Annotated in this window: 16 protein-coding genes; 6 read left to right on the top strand and 10 right to left on the bottom strand. The window is 55.8% G+C overall.

Annotated features, from left to right (window positions below):
* Positions 1–10: 10 nt before the first annotated feature.
* From DXB44_RS11980 to DXB44_RS11955, 6 genes are all read right to left on the bottom strand, one after another.
* A complete protein-coding gene (locus DXB44_RS11980) occupies positions 11–1,606 on the bottom strand; it encodes an FAD-dependent oxidoreductase (protein WP_118658860.1) in 1,596 nt (531 codons plus the stop codon).
* A 21-nt stretch (positions 1,607–1,627) separates the two neighbouring features.
* A complete protein-coding gene (locus tag DXB44_RS11975; RefSeq protein WP_118658859.1) occupies positions 1,628–2,932 on the bottom strand; it encodes a CdaR family protein in 1,305 nt (434 codons plus the stop codon).
* Complete coding sequence (cdaA, locus tag DXB44_RS11970) at positions 2,929–3,831, bottom strand: diadenylate cyclase CdaA (RefSeq protein WP_005926885.1); 903 nt, start codon at positions 3,829–3,831, stop codon at positions 2,929–2,931. The genes DXB44_RS11975 and cdaA overlap by 4 nt, the downstream gene beginning before the upstream one ends.
* Before the next feature lie 15 nt (positions 3,832–3,846).
* Complete coding sequence (ispF, locus tag DXB44_RS11965; protein WP_118658858.1) at positions 3,847–5,013, bottom strand: 2-C-methyl-D-erythritol 2,4-cyclodiphosphate synthase; 1,167 nt, start codon at positions 5,011–5,013, stop codon at positions 3,847–3,849.
* A 378-nt stretch (positions 5,014–5,391) separates the two neighbouring features.
* A complete protein-coding gene (locus DXB44_RS11960) occupies positions 5,392–7,074 on the bottom strand; it encodes a phospho-sugar mutase (protein WP_118658857.1) in 1,683 nt (560 codons plus the stop codon).
* A 125-nt stretch (positions 7,075–7,199) separates the two neighbouring features.
* Positions 7,200–7,547 (bottom strand): hypothetical protein, encoded by a 348-nt coding sequence (locus DXB44_RS11955; RefSeq protein WP_243111139.1) that lies wholly within the window; start codon positions 7,545–7,547, stop codon positions 7,200–7,202.
* 155 nt (positions 7,548–7,702) lie between these two features.
* Here DXB44_RS11955 and DXB44_RS11950 point away from each other — a divergent pair, with 155 nt between their 5' ends.
* The 3 genes from DXB44_RS11950 (at position 7,703) to DXB44_RS11940 (ending at position 11,188) form a co-directional block, all read left to right on the top strand.
* Entirely contained in the window at positions 7,703–9,241 is a 1,539-nt protein-coding gene (locus DXB44_RS11950; RefSeq protein ID WP_118658855.1) for a YifB family Mg chelatase-like AAA ATPase, read from the top strand.
* A 44-nt stretch (positions 9,242–9,285) separates the two neighbouring features.
* Entirely contained in the window at positions 9,286–10,569 is a 1,284-nt protein-coding gene (locus DXB44_RS11945) for an amidohydrolase family protein (protein WP_118658854.1), read from the top strand.
* 148 nt (positions 10,570–10,717) lie between these two features.
* Positions 10,718–11,188 (top strand): GNAT family N-acetyltransferase, encoded by a 471-nt coding sequence (locus DXB44_RS11940; RefSeq protein WP_118658853.1) that lies wholly within the window; start codon positions 10,718–10,720, stop codon positions 11,186–11,188.
* Between the two features lie 483 nt (positions 11,189–11,671).
* Here DXB44_RS11940 and DXB44_RS11930 read toward each other — a convergent pair whose 3' ends face one another.
* Both DXB44_RS11930 and DXB44_RS11925 read right to left on the bottom strand, forming a co-directional pair.
* A complete protein-coding gene (locus DXB44_RS11930) occupies positions 11,672–12,424 on the bottom strand; it encodes a carboxymuconolactone decarboxylase family protein (protein ID WP_118658852.1) in 753 nt (250 codons plus the stop codon).
* Positions 12,424–12,963: a flavodoxin family protein gene (locus DXB44_RS11925; RefSeq protein ID WP_118658851.1), complete on the bottom strand. Its 540-nt coding sequence runs from the start codon at positions 12,961–12,963 to the stop codon at positions 12,424–12,426. The genes DXB44_RS11930 and DXB44_RS11925 overlap by 1 nt, the downstream gene beginning before the upstream one ends.
* Positions 12,964–13,080: 117 nt before the next feature.
* On the opposite strand from DXB44_RS11925, the gene DXB44_RS11920 reads away from it, so the two are divergent.
* Positions 13,081–13,548, top strand: coding sequence for a MerR family transcriptional regulator (locus DXB44_RS11920; protein WP_118658850.1), 468 nt, complete (start codon positions 13,081–13,083; stop codon positions 13,546–13,548).
* Positions 13,549–13,586: 38 nt separating this feature from the next.
* Here the strand turns inward: DXB44_RS11920 and DXB44_RS11915 are convergent, their stop codons facing one another.
* Positions 13,587–13,838 (bottom strand): DUF6061 family protein, encoded by a 252-nt coding sequence (locus DXB44_RS11915; RefSeq protein ID WP_097780007.1) that lies wholly within the window; start codon positions 13,836–13,838, stop codon positions 13,587–13,589.
* A gap of 570 nt (positions 13,839–14,408) precedes the next feature.
* Here DXB44_RS11915 and DXB44_RS11905 point away from each other — a divergent pair.
* Positions 14,409–15,317: a DUF4300 family protein gene (locus DXB44_RS11905; RefSeq protein WP_243111137.1), complete on the top strand. Its 909-nt coding sequence runs from the start codon at positions 14,409–14,411 to the stop codon at positions 15,315–15,317.
* 425 nt (positions 15,318–15,742) lie between these two features.
* Here DXB44_RS11905 and DXB44_RS11900 read toward each other — a convergent pair whose 3' ends face one another.
* A complete protein-coding gene (locus tag DXB44_RS11900) occupies positions 15,743–16,606 on the bottom strand; it encodes an AraC family transcriptional regulator (protein WP_118658849.1) in 864 nt (287 codons plus the stop codon).
* 250 nt (positions 16,607–16,856) lie between these two features.
* Here DXB44_RS11900 and DXB44_RS11895 point away from each other — a divergent pair, with 250 nt between their 5' ends.
* Positions 16,857–18,227, top strand: a complete 1,371-nt coding sequence (locus DXB44_RS11895; RefSeq protein ID WP_113992153.1) for a glycoside-pentoside-hexuronide (GPH):cation symporter — start codon at positions 16,857–16,859, stop codon at positions 18,225–18,227.
* The last annotated feature ends 60 nt before the right edge of the window (positions 18,228–18,287 follow it).

Below are 18,287 nucleotides of genomic sequence, written 5' to 3'. Positions count from 1 at the left end.
CAAAATTTTCTCACCCTTCTGCCGGTGCATACCGGCTGATGATGGCGCGGGCCACCCGCAGGCCATCTACGGCGGCGCTCATAATGCCGCCCGCATATCCTGCACCCTCGCCGCAGGGGTAAAGCCCTGCCAGCTGGGTGCACACAAAGTCCTCTTCCCGCTTGAGCCGTACCGGGCTGCTGGTGCGGGTCTCAAGGCCGGTCAGGATGGCGTCCGGCGCAGTGTAGCCCGCGATCTTGCGCTCGTAGGCGCGCAGCCCTGCCCGCAGGGTATCCGCCAGCTCCCCGGGCAGCAGTGCGCCGAGGTCTGCGGCGGTCACGCCGCGGTCGTAGGTGGGCTGCACGCTGCCAATATGCAGCTGCCCGCGCCCTTCCAAAAAGCTTTGCACATTCTCTGCCGGGGCGGCGTAGGCTCCGGCGGCACGGCCGGCGGCGTAGGCTTTTGCTTCCAGCTCCCGCTGGAAGGCAATGGCGCGGCGGGGGTCGTTGGCAAAATCTGCCCCGCCTACGCTGACCACCACCGCTGCATTGGCGTTTTTGCCGCTGCGGGCGTGGTAGCTCATGCCGTTGGTCACAACACGCTCTTCCTCGCTGGCCGAAGCCACTACCTGACCGCCGGGGCACATACAGAAGGTGTACACGCACCTCTCGCCAACGTGCTGGGAGAGCTGGTATTCGCCCCGGGGCAGCGCCGGATGCCCGGCGGCTTCGTGGTACAGGCTTTTTTCGATCTCGCTTTGCAGGTGCTCGGCGCGGAAGCCCACGCTGAAGGGCTTGCATTCCAGCACAAGGCCGCTGTCCATCAGCATGCTGAAGGTATCCCGTGCCGAGTGCCCCACCGCAAACACCAGCGCCTCGCAGGCAAAGCTGCCGTTTGTAGTAGTGATGCCCACAAGCTGACCGTTTTTGCGTTCCAGCCCGGTAAGGGCGGTGTTGAAGTGCACCTCGCCGCCCAGAGACTCGATCTCTTTGCGGATGGAGGTGATCACGCCGCGCAGCAGGTCGGTGCCCACATGGGGCTTCTGCTTCCATGCGATCTCTGCCGGGGCACCGTGCTGCAAAAACACCTCGGTGACAAAATCACACAGTTCATCCCCGATGCGGGTGGTCAGCTTGCCATCCGAAAAAGTGCCCGCGCCGCCCTCGCCGAACTGGATGTTGGCGTTGGGGTCCAGCTGACCGGTGGCGGAAAAGTGCTCCACCGCCTGCACACGGGCATCCAGCGCAGGGCCGCGCTCCAGCACGATGGGGCGGTAGCCCTGCCGTGCCAGCAGTAAGGCTGCAAACAGTCCTGCCGGGCCCAGTCCGCACACCACAGGGCGGTGCGCAAGCGGCTGCGTACCCGCGTGCAGGGTAAAGTCTGCGCGGCTGTGCAGGGCGGCGTCCGGACAGCGGGCCGCAAACGCGGCCTCTTCCCTGGGCTGTTTGAGGGTGACCGCCACGGTATATACCAGCTTGGGCTGGCCGTGGCGGGCATCCACCGAAAGCTTTGCCACGCCGGTGTGCTCTACCTTGCTGCGGGGCACCCGCAGGGTGTGCAGTGCCTTTTCAAATGCCTGCGGCTCTGCGGCAGAGAGGGGCAGACGGATGTTGCGAACCAGAATCATTTGTAATGTTTTCCTTTAAATTTAGTTGCTTTCAATGCGGCACTGCAGCACATAGCTGCCCAGTGCAAAGATCTTGCCGTTGGAAGGCACATACAGCCGACAGGCAATGTTCTGTTGGCCGGTAGCCACGGCAAAGTCCTCGGCGTCGATCTCAATGACCACCTGCTCGGGGGTCAAAGTTTCCATAGCGCCCTTGGGACCGCAAAGGATCACGTTCATCAGCCGCTCGGTCTCCACCGTCAGCTGATAGGTAGAGGGCAGATTGACCACCTGCACACAGCTGGAGGGCAGATTCATGGTCTTGGTCTCCAGCCCAGAGCAGTCAAAGCTGACCGTGATCGTGGAGATATTGTCCAGCAGATAGATATCTGTCGGCAGCTCAATGGGCATCTCGTACACCTTGTTCAGGCTGAAGGTGGAAAGGTCGATGGTTCCGATGGACAAGGTGGACAGGGCATCGATCTTTTCTGCCGGGCCTGCCACCTTGAGCTGCTTGCAGCTGAGGGCATAACTCAGCACCGAGTTATCGAACCCGCGCGGCGCGTTGATAAAGTTTACCTTCACCGGCAGAGTCGCCATCTTGTACACTTGCAGCGTCACGTCCACGTTGCTCTCTTCCAATGTGGTGTACTGGAACTTGACCTCCTTGCCGCCGCTGGTGTAGAAGCGCAGGGGGGTGTCCAGCGTGACCGACTCGGTCAGCTCGCTGTCATAGGATGCCTCGGCAGTGCAGGTAGCCACCTTGCTCAGCTCGCTGCTGGGGCCGGACAGGGTAACAGTCTCCTTGGAGACCTCAGTACTGTAAAGGATATAGCCGTCTGCAATGCGCAGATAGTTGGTGGTAGCGGTAACGGGCAGGGTCTTTTCCTCCACCACGTCAAACACCACGTCCACCGTGTTGTCGCTGCCTTCCATGGTCACGGTCACGCCATTGAGCAGACCGTTTGCGCCGCGCACCAGCAGCCGCAGGGTCTTTTCGCCGCTGTCGCGCACGCTGGACCAATCCGGGTAGACCACAAAATCCGAGGCGCTGAGCCCGCCGATGGTGTAGCCATCGCCGGAGAGCCTCAGGTTCACGGTCTTGTCCTCGGCGCTGACGATGCTCAGGCCCCGGGAGGTATAGGCGGCGGAATCATAGGTATAATCCACCGGCACGTTATAAATGGTGTTGGTGGTGCCGGGCTGGACGATGATGGTGACCACCATCCACGCAACGATGGCACCCAACACGGACAGTGCCAGCCGGATGCGGCGGTCATCCAGAAAATTCTTTTTTTTGTGGACGGCAGACTTTGCGCCGTTCGGCTTATTCGGCTGGTTGCTCATTGCTGCTCGTCCTCCCCCTTCTGGCTGATCCAGTTCCACAGCTTTTTCGCCTGTTCCACCCAGCTGTCGGCGGTGTTCTTTTCCACCGTAGACTCCTTGGGGATCATCTCATCAATGAGCCGGGTATACAGGCTCTGGCGGTCAAAATGACGGATCAGCACACCATTTTTGGCCATGGAGATGATGCCGGTCTCCTCGCTGACCACGATGGCAATGGCGTCGGAGTTTTCCGCAATGCCAAGGCAGGCGCGGTGGCGGGTGCCCATATCCTTGCCCAGATCCAGATTGTTGGAAAGGGGCAGCACGCAGCCCGCCGCCTTGATGCGGCCGTTTTCGATGATGGCGGCACCGTCATGCAGCGGAGTGCCCTCGTAAAAGATGGTGCCCAGCACCTCCAGATTGACCGCGCTGTTCACCGGGGTGCCGGTGCGCACGATCTCGGAAAGGTTGGTGTGGCGTTCCAGCACGATGAGGGCGCCGGTCTTGGTCTCGGAAAAGCGCTCGGCTGCATCACAGATGGCAATGATGGCACTGCGCCACGCACCCTTCAGGCTGGGGTCATTGTAGCGCCCCTTTACGTTGAACAGCTTGGACGCCCATTGGTCGGTCTGGCCCATGCGCTCCAGTGCGCGGCGGATCTCGGGCTGAAACAGTACCACAAGGGTGAGCAGACCAACTTGCAGCAGCGAGTTGAGCAACCATGTAACGGTGCGCATATTCAGGGTGTTGGCCACCAGATACACGACCATGACCAGCAGCGCGCCCTTGGCCAGCTGCCCGGCACGGGTGCGGTTGATGATGCCCAGCAGCTGGTAGATCAAGAACGCGATGATGATGATATCCAGCAGATCGACAATTTTAAAGGTCTGAAAATTTGCGATGATCGCATTCAGTGTCATGCGTGTGTGCCCCCCTTACACAGCTTCGATCAGGGCGACGGCGTGGGCGGCAATGCCCAGCCCCTCGCCGGTAAAGCCCAGATGCTCCTCCGTGGTGGCCTTTACGCTTACCGCCTCTACCGGCAGGCCGAAGGCCGCCGCCAGATTGGCACGCATGGCCGGGATATGGGGTGCAAGCTTGGGGCGCTGGCACAGCAGGGTGGCATCGATGTTCTCAATGCGCCAGCCATGCTCCTTGAGGATCTGCGCCACGCGGCAGGCCAGCTTCAGGCTGTCGGCACCGGCGTACTCCGGGTCATTGTCCGGGAAATGCTGGCCGATATCCCCCAGCGCCGCTGCGCCCAGCACGGCATCCATCACCGCATGGGTCAGCACGTCTGCATCCGAATGCCCCAGCAGGCCTTTTTCAAAGGGGATCTCCACCCCGCCAAGGATCAGCTTGCGCTGCTCCACCAAACGATGTACATCATAGCCGTGTCCAATACGCATTTCCGTTTCCTTCCTCTGTGCCGGGCGGGGCAGATCCTCCCGGGTGGTGATCTTCAGGTTTGCATAGTCGCCCTGCGTCAGCTGCACCGGGCGTCCGGTCAGCTCAAACAGGCTGCAATCATCGGTAACAAGGCGGGCGCGGTCGGCGTCCAGTTCTTCCAGCGCCGCAAGGTACGCTGTACGGTCAAAGCACTGGGGGGTCTGCACCGCATACAGGGTGCTGCGGTCCGGGGTCGTCTGCACCGTGCAGTCCGGGGGCACGGTCTTTCCATCGCCCCGGGCAGCGGTCTTGATGGTATCCTTCACCGGCACCGCTGGGGCTGCTGCGCCGCACCGGGCGGCAGCTTCCAGCGCCGCTGTAATGACCGCTGCGCTCACAAAGGGGCGGGCGGCATCGTGCACCGCCACCAGTTCTCCGTGCGCCGCCAGCACGCCGTTTTTTGCGCTCTCGGCGCGGGTAGCCCCGCCCGCTACGATCTGCACAGGCTTTTGGCAATCCGCCGCCTGCTGCGCCACAAAATCCCGGTTTTTGCCCGCCACCAGCACAAGCTCGGTAACCTGCGGGCACTGGGAAAAGGCGCGGATGCTGCGGTGCAGCACCGTTTCGCCTCCCAGATCAAAACTGAGCTTATCAAAACCCATGCGGGTCGAGCTGCCCGCCGCCACCAATACTGCCGATACAGTTTTTTCCATCTCTTCCACCTACCCTGCCGCTGTGCCGCGCTGCGCGCCCACAGCGGCTTATAATAAACCATGTTTTATTATAGCGTATCACAGCGCAAACTTCAACCGATTTTACACAGCAAAAGTGCATCCGTGCTGCATAAAGCCCTGCGGTCTGTCCTGAAAGGACAGTCACCCAGAGTGTGCACTTTCGCCCTCTCAGGCGCTGACCCCTTCCGTCTGCTCACTACGTTCGCAGCCACCTTCCCCAAGGGGACGGCTTTTCGCGGTGGCGGTAAACTTTGCGGCACCTCCATAAGGCTTTTGCTCCGGTCAACTGTCTGCTGAACACAAAAAGGGCTGCTGCACAAAAACGTGCAGCAGCCCCGCAGATGCTTTGGGATAGTTTTACTTCAGGATAGGCTCAATGGCAGCGGCCAGAGCGTCCTTCTGTGCCTGTGCTTCCGCCAGATCCTTGCCCAGCGTGGTGAAGTAGGTCTTGATCTTCGGCTCGGTGCCGGAGGGACGCACCACCACGGTAGCGCCGTTTTCCAGCGTGTAGATCAGCACGTTGGCAGCGGGCAGGCCGGTCTCTTCCGGCTTTTTATAATCGGTCACCTTGACCACCTTATGGCCAGCCAGCTCCACAGGGGGCTGGTCACGCAGCTTCTGCATGATGGAAGCCATCTTCTCCATGCCGGTCAGGCCGGGGAACTCAAAGCTGTCCACCTTGTTCAGGTAGCGGCCGTACTGAGCGTAGATCTCTTCCAGACGCTGCTTGATGGAGGAACCGATGCTGCGGTAGTAAGCGGCCATCTCGCAGATGAGCATGGAGCCGATGACGGCGTCCTTATCGCGGACGTAGGGGCCAGCCAGATAGCCGTAGCTCTCCTCAAAGCCGAAGATGAAACGATCGACCTCGCCGGCAGCCTCGAGGTTGGCGATCTGGTCGCCGATCCACTTGAAGCCGGTCAGCACATTGCGCATCTCCACGCCGTAGTGCTTTGCCACAGCGTCTGCCAGCGGGGTGGACACGATGGACTTGACTGCCACGGGGTTCTTGGGCATAGTGCCCTTCTCAATGCGGCCAGCGCAGATGTAGTCCAGCAGCAGAACGCCCATCTCGTTGCCGGACACCAGCTCGTAGCTGCCGTCCGGGCACTTCATGGCAATGCCCACGCGGTCGGCGTCGGGGTCGGTAGCCAGCATCAGGTCGGCACCGGTCTTGGTGGCCAGCTCCAGACCCAGCTTCAGTGCCTCGAAGATCTCGGGGTTGGGATAGGAGCAGGTGGTGAAGTAGCCGTTGGGGTACTCCTGCTCGGGCACGATGGTGATATCGGTGATTCCCATATCATTGAGCACATGGGTCACGGGCACAAGGCCGGAGCCGTTCAGCGGGCTGTACACCAGCTTCAGACCGGCAGTCTTGCACAGACCCGGGCGCACCTGACGTGCTTCAATGGCATCGTACAGAGCCTTTTTGCAGTCATCGCCCACAAAGCGGATCATGCCGTTCTCCACGCCCTCGGCAAAGGAGACGTATTTTGCGCCGGTGAGCACATCGGTCTTTTGGATCTCGTTGTAGACGATGGCGGCGGCGTCATCGGTCATCTGGCAGCCGTCCGGGCCGTAGGCCTTGTAGCCATTGTACTTGGCCGGGTTGTGGGAGGCGGTGACCATGATACCGGCGTTGCAGTTATAGTAACGGGTAGCAAAGCTCAGCGCGGGCACAGGCATCAGGGCATCATAGATGCGCACCTTGATGCCGTTGGCTGCCAGAACGCCTGCGGCGGTCTTGGCAAAGACATCGCTCTTCAGGCGGCTGTCGTAGCTGATGGCCACGGTCTGGGTACCGCCCTGGGTCAGCACCCAGTTTGCCAGACCCTGCGTTGCCTGACGGACAACGTAGATGTTCATGCGGTTGGTACCGGCACCCAGCACACCGCGCAGACCTGCGGTACCAAACTTCAGCGCCACAGCAAAGCGATCCTTGATCTCATCGTCATTGCCTTCGACCTTTGCCAGCTCCGGCTTCAGGTCTGCATCCTCCAGATCCGCTGCCAGCCAGCGCTTGTATTCATCCAGATACATCTTGTACACCTTACCTTTGTTTAAAATCTTTTTCCCCGGATCGAAACGGTTTGTGTAAACCTACTTATACTATAAACTCTTGCTCCGCTTATGTCAATTGCGTAAAATGGCCGAAGTTTGTGCCCTTAAAACCGACAAATACCACAAAAAACCGGTTCTTCTGCCATATTCATTGCGTTTTTTGATGTATCCAGCAGCTGGTAGGGCTGGTGCACATCCTCCAGCACCTCCAGCCACTGCTCCGGCCCCACGCCGTTTTCGCACAGGTAGCGCAGCAGCCGCATTATCCGACCAAAGCTGTCTGTCGGAGCAAGTACTGTGCTGCTGCGCACCCTGCCGCCCTGCTCCCGGCGCAGCTGTGCCAGCACCCCCTGTGGGGTGGAAGCGGCACAGTATACCAGCGTACAGGCGTGCTGCAAGCCCTCCAGCTCTGAATAGGTACGGATATACCGGCAACATTCCCAATTTGTCATGATCTCTCGTTCTCCTTTCTGCTGCATTGACAACTTTCCTGTGCTTTACTATAATGATTTCAAACAGAAAAAATTGTCGAAGCATAGTAGATATATCCATTATTTTCCACTTTTGGCATTTTTGACAAACCATGCGCCATGCAGGGAGGGACACCATGTATTCTGTGACCAACAGCTTTGGCCTGAACGGACTGCGCGGCTTTGCCGTTGCAGTGGAGGCCGATGTTTCCGGCGGGCTGCCCGCATTTTCCATTGTCGGCCTGCCGGACTCTGCCGTGCGGGAAAGCGCCGACCGGGTGCGCGCCGCCATTAAAAACCTTGGATTCCGTTTCCCGGACCGGCGCATTACCATCAACCTTGCCCCCGCCGATGTGCGCAAGACCGGCCCGGTGTACGATCTGCCGTTGCTTTTGGCGCTGCTGACCGCCAGCGGACAGCTGGAAGAGGTGCCCGCCGACGCTGCCTTTCTGGGCGAGCTTGCACTGGACGGCAGTCTGCGTCCGGTGTCCGGCGTACTGCCCATGGCGCTTGCCGCTGCTGAGCACGGCATCCGGTCGCTGTATGTCCCGGCAGAGAACGCCGCCGAAGCAGCCGAAGCCTGTGCCGACACCATGACCGTCTACCCTGCCCACACCGCCCGAGAGGTGGTGGAGGCACTGAAGGGCATCCGCCCCCTCTCCCCTGCCGCTGTCATCCCCTTTAACCCGGAGGACGCATGGCAGCAGGTGCCGGATTTCGCGGACGTAATGGGGCAATCGCTGGCACGGCGCGCCATGGTCATTGCAGCCGCAGGCGGGCACAACGTACTTTTAACGGGTGCCCCCGGCACCGGCAAATCCATGCTGGCAAAGCGGCTGCCGGGCATCCTGCCGCCTCTGACCCGGGAGGAAGCGGTGGAGACGACCAAAATCTACTCCATCGCCGGGCAGCTGCCGCAGGGACGCGGGCTGATCTCTGCCCGCCCCTTCCGCAGCCCGCACCACTCGGCAAGCGCTGCCGCCCTAGCCGGCGGCGGGGCACAGTTCCGTCCGGGCGAGTGCAGTCTGGCCAACTGCGGGGTACTGTTTTTGGACGAGCTGCCGGAGTTTTCCCGCGAGAGCTTAGAGGTGCTGCGCCAGCCGCTGGAGGACGGACAGATCACCGTGAGCCGCGCCGCCGGAAGCGCCACCTACCCCAGCCACTTTCAGCTGGTAGCCGCCATGAACCCCTGCAAATGCGGCTACTACGGCCATCCCACCCGCGCCTGCACCTGTTCGCCCAGCGCGGTGCGGCAGTACCGCAGCCGGGTGTCCGGCCCGCTTCTGGACCGCATCGACCTGTGCGTGGAGATGGACCCCATCGCCTTTGACGAACTGCACACCGCCGCCCCCTCCGAGAGCAGCGCCGAATTGCGCAAACAGGTGCTGGCTGCCCGTGCCATTCAGGCCAAACGCTACGCTGCGCCGGGCTTTAAGGGAGTGCACTGCAACGCCCAGCTGAACGCCGGACAGGTGCGGCGTATCTGCCGTATGACCCCCGGTGCCGAGCAGCTACTGCGCAGCTCCTACGATGCACTGGGGCTTTCTGCCCGGGCACACGACCGCATTTTGCGGGTAGCCCGCACCGTGGCCGACCTTGCCGGCAAGACCCTGCTGGACGAGGACTCCCTGCTGGAAGCGCTGCAATACCGGGCACAGGAGAAATTGGACGGATAAGGCAGTCTGCACTCTAAAAATACAACGGAAAGAGGATGGAACACATGAAGCGCGCATACACAAACGGCATCCTTCTGGACGGCACCGAGCAGATGGAACCGGTACGGGGCAAGGTGCTGCTGACCGAGAACGACAAGATCACCGCTATCGCAGATGCGGGTGCAAACCTTGACGGCTACGAGGTCATCGATCTGCGCGGCGGGTATCTTTGCCCGGGGCTCATCAACCTGCACGTCCATCTGGCGGGCAACGGCAAGCCCAGCGCAAAGCCCCGGGACAATGCGGCGCTGGTGCGTAAGATCCTGAGCAACAGACTGACCCGCGCCATCGCCTACCGGCTGGTATGCAGCTATGCTAAGCTGGAACTGCTGGGCGGCGTGACCACCGTGCGCACTGTGGGCGGCATTGCGGACTTTGACACCCGCTGCCGGGACGACAGCGCCGCCGGGAAGGTGCTGGCACCCCGCATTCTGGCCGCTAACGAGGGCATCTCGGTGCCGGGCGGGCACATGGCAGGCTCAGTAGCAGTGGCGGCACACAACAACGCCGAAGCGCTGGCACAGCTGAAAAAGGCCAGTGAACAGAAGGTAGACCTTGTCAAACTGATGATCACCGGCGGCGTGCTGGACACCACCGAAAAGGGCACCCCCGGCGAGATGAAGATGCCGCCGGAGATGATCAAAGCCGTCTGCGATGCAGCCCACAAGCTGGGCTACACTGTTGCCGCCCATGCCGAATCTCCTGCGGGCGTGAAGGCTGCGCTGGAAAACGGTGTGGATTCCATCGAGCACGGTGCAAAAATGGATGAGGAGACGGTGCGTCTGTATAAGGAGCGGGGCGCATTTTTGTGCACGACCATCTCCCCTGCGCTGCCCTACGCACTGTTTGACACCGCCGTTTCGGGCGCGTCGGAAAAAGACCAGTACAACGGCAAGATCGTCTTTGACGGTGTAATCGAGAGTACCAAGACTGCGCTGGCAAACGGCATTCCAGTGGGCTTGGGCAACGATGTGGGCTGCCCCTATATTACCCAGTACGATTTCTGGCGGGAGCTGTGCTACTTCCATAAATACTGCGGCGTGAGCAACCGTTTCGCCCTCTACACGGCCACCCTGCGCAACGCGCAGCTGGCGGGCATCGACGATGTGACCGGCTCTATCGCACCCGGCAAAAGCGCAGATTTTATCGTAACGCGTGAAAACCCGCTGGAGGATCTGCGGGCCTTGCAGCATCTGGAACTGGTGGTCTGCCGCGGCCGTGCCGTGAAAAAGCCCTCCCCCAAACGCAGAAAAGAGGTAGACGCCCTGCTGGACCCGTATCTTGTGTAAGCAGCCTGCCCAACAAATAAAAACGCGAGTGGCCAAAGCGGTCGCTCGCGTTTTTGTTTGCTATCGGTGGTTGCATTTTCTCTTTTCCTGCGCCGCCCGATGTGGTATACTGGAAATGTAAAATCCAAAAAATGGAAGGAGCAAAAAAATGAACATTCGTAAAGCCGAGGAAAAAGACATTCCCAGACTGCTTGCGCTGCTGGGGCAGGTGCTGCAGATCCACGCAGAGATCCGCCCGGATATTTTTATTCCCGGCACCACAAAATACACTGTCTGTGAGTTAGCAGAGCTTCTGAAGCAGGAGGATAAGCCCATCTATGTTGCCGTGAACGAGGACGATGTATGCATGGGCTATGCTTTCTGTCAGCTAAAAGAGCAGCCTTTCTCCACCAATATGGTGCCCTTCAAATCCCTGTTCATTGATGACCTTTGCGTTGACAAGCAGGCGCGCGGGCAACACATCGGGGAAAGCCTGTTTGAATATGTAAAGCAGCAAGCAAAAGCGCTGGGCTGCTATGAGGTAACCCTGAACGTCTGGGCGGGGAACACTTCGGCAGAACACTTTTATGAAAAAATGGGCATGAAAACCAAGGAACGTCAGATGGAGTATATTCTGTAACTCAGGCGAAAGCGCTGTCTCTTTAGGCGCGATAAAGCGCAGTTTACGGAGGACTGGAGCGTATATAAAATAGGTATATTCCAATTTTGGGTTTGTTCACAATGGCAATTTTATGCAATATAAATTATAGGATCGCATGACAGATAAACCATTTCATATCCCCGGCGGGCAGCCACAAAACGGCTGTCCGCTTTTTGTCGCAATATAAAGCCACCCGCATTGTGGTCAAAACCAAATGAGGCCAGCCCACAAACAAAGAGAAACAGAGCGTTCCCGATGGGGAACGCCCTGTTGTACATATCGCTGTTATCTGTGGCTTTAATCGCAAGTTTTACAGGCAGCGCAATTCTCAACGACCTGTTTGCGATATGCAATTCACGGTCGTTGCCAACGAATCAAATCATGAATTGCGAGGCAGGGTGCGTCCTATTCAGGGCGCACCCTGTTTTTGTTTCATCGCGGTTGGGTGTACATCAAACCGCATCACCGCAACTCCTTATAGGTTTCTTCCGGCACCGGCTCGCACCACTCGTTAGAGGTGCCTTCGCCGGGCACTTCCACTGCCAGATGAGAGAACCAGCAATCGGGTGCAGCACCGTGCCAGTGCTTGACCTCCGGGGGAATATTCACCACATCGCCCGGATGCAGCTCCTGCGGCGCTTTGCCCCATTCCTGATAGTAGCCCCGGCCTGCCACGCAGACAAGGATCTGCCCGCCACCCTTTGCGGCATGATGGATGTGCCAGTTGTTCCGGCAGCCCGGCTCAAAGGTGACGTTGTAAATGCCAACCCGTGCGGTGGACAAGGGTGCCAGATAGCTTTTTCCGCTGAAATACTGTGCAAAACCGTCGTTGGATGCACCGATGGGGAACACCATTTCACTCTGGTGCTTTGCCTTGGCATCCTCTGCAGATTCCTCTGCCCAGACTTCCTTTGCCATGCGGAAAGCCGCCCACGCCTTGGGCCAGCCTGCATAAAATGCCGCATGGGTCAGGATCTCTGCAATTTCACACCGGGTAATGCCGTTGTTTTTTGCTGCCGTCAGGTGATACCGAAACGAGGAGTCCGTCAGTCCCTGCGCCATCAGTGCTACCACTGTCACAAGGCTGCGGTCCCGGAGGGAGAGTTTATCCTCTCGGCTCCACACCTGCCCGAATAGTACCTCATCGTTAAGTTCTGCAAATTTTGGTGCAAATTTGCCCAGAGCATCCCGCCCTGCTGTCTGTTTTACTGCCATTATACGTTCCTCCCCATCTCGTAAGCCTGTGCCATGGCAGGCGTACCGCACACTGCACCCGGCTCGTAAACGCCACTTGCTACAAGGACGCCTTTTTCCACGGCACCTTCCACACAGTCTGCATAGCCCCGGAAGCAGGCCAGCGTAGTATCCGCAGAGGCTTTTTCCTCGTCTGCCATGGTGGTGATGTAGTAGAATTCCTTGTCTTTGACCTCAAGCCACCGTGCCACGGTACGGTCAATCACTGCCTTCAATTGGGCACTGATGGAGTAGAAGTATACCGGGCTTGCCAGCACAATGACATCGGCATCGATCATCTTTTGCAGGATGTCTGCCATATCATCCTTGTGGACGCAGGCTCCACCGTGGGTGCTGCAGTAGTAGCAGCCGGAACAGGGAGCCACCTTTTTCTCAGCGACTCGGATCTTTTCTGCTTTGTGCCCGGCATCCTGCGCTCCACGCAGAAATTCATCGCATAGAATATCAGAGTTGCCGCCCTTCCGGGGACTGCCGGACAAAATCAATACCTTCTTGCTCATAGGAACCTCCTTGACAGCGGAGTGCATCCGCATTATGATGTTGATAAAGTTTGATTTTATCATACAACTTAAAGCGCACTTTAAGTCAAGGGCTTTTTGAAAAAACGGAGGTTTCAGATGATCTATACCGTAGGTGAAATGGCACAAAGGATGGGCGTACCTGCCTCCACCCTGCGCTACTACGACAAAGAAGGGTTACTTCCCTTTGTGGAGCGTTCCTCCGGCGGCATTCGGATGTTCCGGGAAAACGACTTCGAGTGGCTGCAGGTCATCTGCTGCATGAAAAAGGCCGGAATGTCCATCAAAGATATCCGGCAGTATATTGAGCTTTCCATGCAGGGAGACGACACCATTGACACCCGGCTGGAAATGTTCCGGCATCAGCGCGAGGTGCTCACCCAGCAGATCCAGCAGTTACAGCACACGCTGGAAACCGTGGAGTATAAATGCTGGTTCTATGAAGCCGCCAAAGCCGCTGGGACAGTGGATGTCCCCGGTGCGATGACCGATGCGGATGTGCCGGAGCAGTTCCGTGCCATCCGACAGGAGCTGCGGGGACAGAAGATGCCGAATGGCGAAAAATAAGAAATGCCGTTCCAGTTGCTTTTGGAACGGCATTTTTCTTAATCTTCTAACCCATGGCTCCCGGTTACGTTTTTCAAGTATTCTTCTGGATTGCCATTCAGAATCAAATCGGCATAACCAAGTGGGTCATTATAAATGAGGTAGTCTAACTCTGACCTCTGTGCCATGGTCACATCCAGTGCATCCTCGACCCCGGTGCAGTCAATGGAGATTTCTCTTCCATCCCGGAGCAGCAGCTCCACGCAGCCGGTGTCCATGTTGAAATGGCAAGCTCTTGCATCGTACTTCATGTTCATGTCCTCCTGAAATCATGTTGTGGCTTATGTCGGTTAATCTATGATTTCGGATTTCATCTTTCACGGACACCTGCATGGAACTTGTCGGGGCAAAGCCCCTCCATCTGCTAACGCAGACCGTTCCGTCGCTTAAAAGCCCCACTGGGGCTTTCATTGCTTCGTAAACGCTAATTTTCCGAAGAAAACAAATAATCCGAACCCATCTCCTATCGGAAACAAGTTCGGATTATTTCTGTTTGGTCCGTCTATCTGGAAAGCGATTTGAACCTTCCGTTCGGAAAAAACGGAAAATTTTTATTCCAACTTGGGTATACTCCTGTTGTGTCCGACATGAAGAAAATCGTTCAGAAAACTGCCGCATTGTCTTTTCCCAAATGGACATTAGCCGTATGGGATATGGATACTGCAACATTATATATGGTCAAATACGACAGAAGTCATTGATTTTCTTTGTTTATCTGTGATACCATTCGTTACGAGACCAACGGCGTTGCTCTCTTCGCTTATGGTTGAGACTCCGGCACTCAAAGAAGCTTTCCGAAAAACACAACGAGGTGACCATTTTTGAAACGTCGAACTTTTCTTGTCTGCACCGCTGCACTTTTTTGCGGTGCGCTTCTGGCAGGAGGCTGCACTCAAAAAACCTCTCAGCCCGTCCTTCAGCAAATCGAATACTCCAATTTAGCAGATTCGGATACACAGGATCTTCTTTCCAAACTTTTGCAGGATGCCGGCGTATCCGACCTGCGGATACAGATCTTCTTTGATCATGTGCAAAAGTTCAACAATGCTGTGGACCCGGCATGGCTCACCACAGGTTTTGAAAACGCCAAGCCTTTGGACCTGAAATACGATCCTTACTCCATGCAGGACGCATGGACGGAAAAATATGACACCTTCCCCGGCTGGAACTGTCGAATCACCGCTTGTGGGCTGTTCGGTGATTTTATCACTGTCACGGGCAAGGCAGATCTTGACTCAGCTGAGGACACCCTGTTTATGGACTATGAAACACTGGATTCTGACCCGGAATCCCTTTGCGGCGACGAACGGCAAAAGTTTGATGCGCTGTTCGCCCCAGTTAAAACCACTAATACGACCGATATTCCTACCCATTTGAAAACGATTCAACAGGAATGGAAGAAACGCGGTCTCTCCTTCGTAGAAGATGATAAGATCCGTCTCGTCTCCGTAGTCCTGCACGACCAATTCTCTGAAACGGACAATTCTCTTATGATCGGTCATGTCGGCGTTATGCTTCCCACATCGGATGTGGTATATTTTGTCGAAAAGGTTGCTTTTCAGGAGCCGTATCGCTTGTTGAAGTTCAAAAATCGAACCGAGTTGAGCGATTATCTGATGCTGAAATACGACAACTCGTGGGGACAGGATACTGCCCACACCTTTATTATGGAAAATTCAGACCTGATGGACGGCTGGCGCATTCTTGACGAACAGAAAGACGCAAGCTAAAAGCATCGCATTCGTTGGGAGCCGTTCGGTCTGACAGATCATTCGCCCTCTGATGCCGAAAAGACGCTGCAACCTCTCACCCGGAGGCGGCAGCGTCCTTTTTATATCGGAATGTTTTGTTCGCAGGGGAACTCCGGGCTTATGACAGCGTGTTGATGAACTCCACAAAGGAGGACATATTTGCATTGATCCAACCGATTGTATGAGGATCTTCATAGGAGCGTTACATTATCCAGTATGAAACTGGAAGAACCTCTGCCGCTCCCTAAAGGAAAATTGGTAGATACCTTTTTTCAATACAGCCGCTCCATGCAAAGTTCCTGCTCTGCCATGATGGATTCATCCGTTGGGTCGTAGACTTGTTGGCTGCGGATCGCATTTTTTATCGGCATGGTTCTACTCTCCTTATTTATAAGGAATCTTTCTCATTTTTCAGTAGATTCTTCCAGATTCTTTCGGTACTGTGCCGGACTGACACCATACTCTTTCTTGAATACCCGGCTAAAATAGAGTGGGTTATCATACCCTACGATCTCTGCAATTTCTCCAATATTGTATTCGGTGTTCTCCAATAAGCTTTGTGCATTTACCATCCGAAGGGACAGGATATATTGTGCAGGGCTTATTTTCATGTACAGCTTAAAATTACGGATAAACCAGTTCGTACTGATATGCAGCGATTCTGCGTAATCGTCCACACTGACCTTTGTATTATAATTCTCGTTAAAGTAGGCAACGGCGGCTTCGATTTCTTCGGGGATGCTTGTAGTTGTTTTCTCGCCTTCCTGCTGTTGCCTGCTTACTAAAAGCAGAATGATGTTGAAGAGAGAAGCAATATAGTCTTCATAGCCATATTCACATTGTTGCAGCTCCCGGATGATCTTTCGGAACAGCATTTTGTAATCCGGCAGTGTGCCGCTGTAAAAAACGTGCTTGTCCAAGGGTATTCCGTGATAGTTCAGGATGTTTTTGACATCATATCCTGTAAAGTGAATCCAGAACACCTCTGGATGATCTTCTACATAGTAGACATACTTCTGGATTTCTTGCGGCTGATAAAGCACCATGTGTCCAGAAGTCACCACTTCCTCAACACCATCGAACCAGAAGTGTGCTTTACCGGATGCCACATAGAGGATTTGATAGTCTCTGCGACCCTTTGCCCAAAAAGTAGGCAGCTTAGGGCGTTTTTTCAAGCGATAAGTGCCGCAGCTGCCTACGACCAGCGGCTTTGAGTAGTCTTTGAAATCCAAACGGGAGTTGTTCAAATATCCTGAGTTGAAATACATCCCTGCGTCCTCCTCATCTTCAGATGATTTTACAGTGATTTGAGAAATGTTCTATCAAAAAATTACAAACTCTTTGATTTTGTGCATATTTTGTTCCATCTTGTCTATATCTTTTCGTTCCATTAGATTCTATAATATTTTCAGACGAAACGCAAGAGATTTGGGCAACTTGCGTAATGAGAATTCCAGTCTGAAGTGCGCAGCAGATTGGTTGCGCCCACACAAAACAAGCAAGATGGGAGAAAGCACAATGACCGAGAAACGTTATCTAAAGTGGTATAATAAAGTCGGCTATGGTTCAGGCGATATTGCAGGCAACGTGGTGTATGCGTTCCTGTCCTCCTTCGTCATGATCTATCTGACCAACACCGTTGGCCTGAATCCCGGTATTGTCGGCACTCTGATTGCAGTTTCCAAACTGCTGGACGGTGTGACGGACATTTTCTTTGGTTCTTTGATTGACAAAACGCATTCTAAGATGGGCAAAGCCCGTCCTTGGATGCTGTACGGCTACATTGGCTGTGCCATTACGCTGGTGGCAATTTTCGCCATCCCGACCAATCTGGGACAGTTTGCACAGTACGCATGGTTCCTGATCGCATATACTCTGCTGAACGCTGTATTCTACACTGCCAACAACATTGCTTACTCTGCACTGACTGCTCTCATCACGAAGAACAGTGCCGAACAGGTCGAGATGGGTTCTTGGCGTTTCATGTTCGCCTTTGCCACCAGCCTGCTCATCCAGTCCATCACGCTGGGTGCTGTTACGGCATTGGGCGGCGGTGCTGCCGGTTGGCGCACTGTTGCAATCATCTACGCCATCATCGGTCTGCTTGTCAACACCCTCTCCGTTTTCTCCGTGAAGGAACTGCCGGAAGGCGAATTGGTGGATACCACCGACAAAAAGGAAATCGAGCAGGACGAAAAGTACAATCTAGTTCAGGCTGCAAAGCTGCTTGCTGGTAACAAATATTATATGATGATTTGCGTCACCTACATTTTGCAGCAGATCTACGGTGCCATGATCAGCATGGGCACCTACTATGCAACCTACATCCTTGGCAACCAGAATCTGTTCGGTGTATTCTCTTGGGCAATCAACATTCCTCTGATCATCGCACTGGTGTTCACCCCGACCTTGGTTGCAAAGTGGAATGGAATGTATAAGCTGAATGTAATGAGCTATACTCTGGCAACGATTTCTCGTGCACTGGTTGCTGTAGCTGGTTACATGGGCAGCGGCAATGTGACCTTGATGCTGCTCTTTACTGCAATCGCAGCTCTTGGTCAGGGTCCTTGGCAGGGCGATATGAACGCTGCGATTGCTGCTTGCTCTGAATATACTTGGCTGACGAAGCATAAGCGCGTGGATGGCACGATGTACTCCTGCACTTCTCTCGGTGTGAAGCTGGGCGGCGGTCTGGGTACTGCCATCACCGGCTGGCTGCTGGCAGCAAGCCATTTTGACAGCGCTCTGACTGTTCAGCCGGATTCCTGCATCAATATGCTGAAGATCATGTATCTGGTGATTCCGTTTGCTCTGGATGCCATCATCACCTTCCTTCTCTCTCGTATGAAGGTCGAAGAAGCAAATGAAAAACTGCGTGCAGCAGTCTGATAACAAGCCATTATCATTTCTCCTTCATCTGCTGTTCCCCGGAGGAATCCAGCGGTTCCT

It is taken from the genome of Faecalibacterium sp. OM04-11BH (assembly GCF_003482185.1).
In the GTDB taxonomy this organism is placed as follows: Bacteria; Bacillota; Clostridia; order Oscillospirales; family Ruminococcaceae; genus Faecalibacterium; species Faecalibacterium tardum.
Note: the sequence above shows the minus strand (reverse complement) of the source record. Positions and strands in the feature narration are given on the sequence as shown.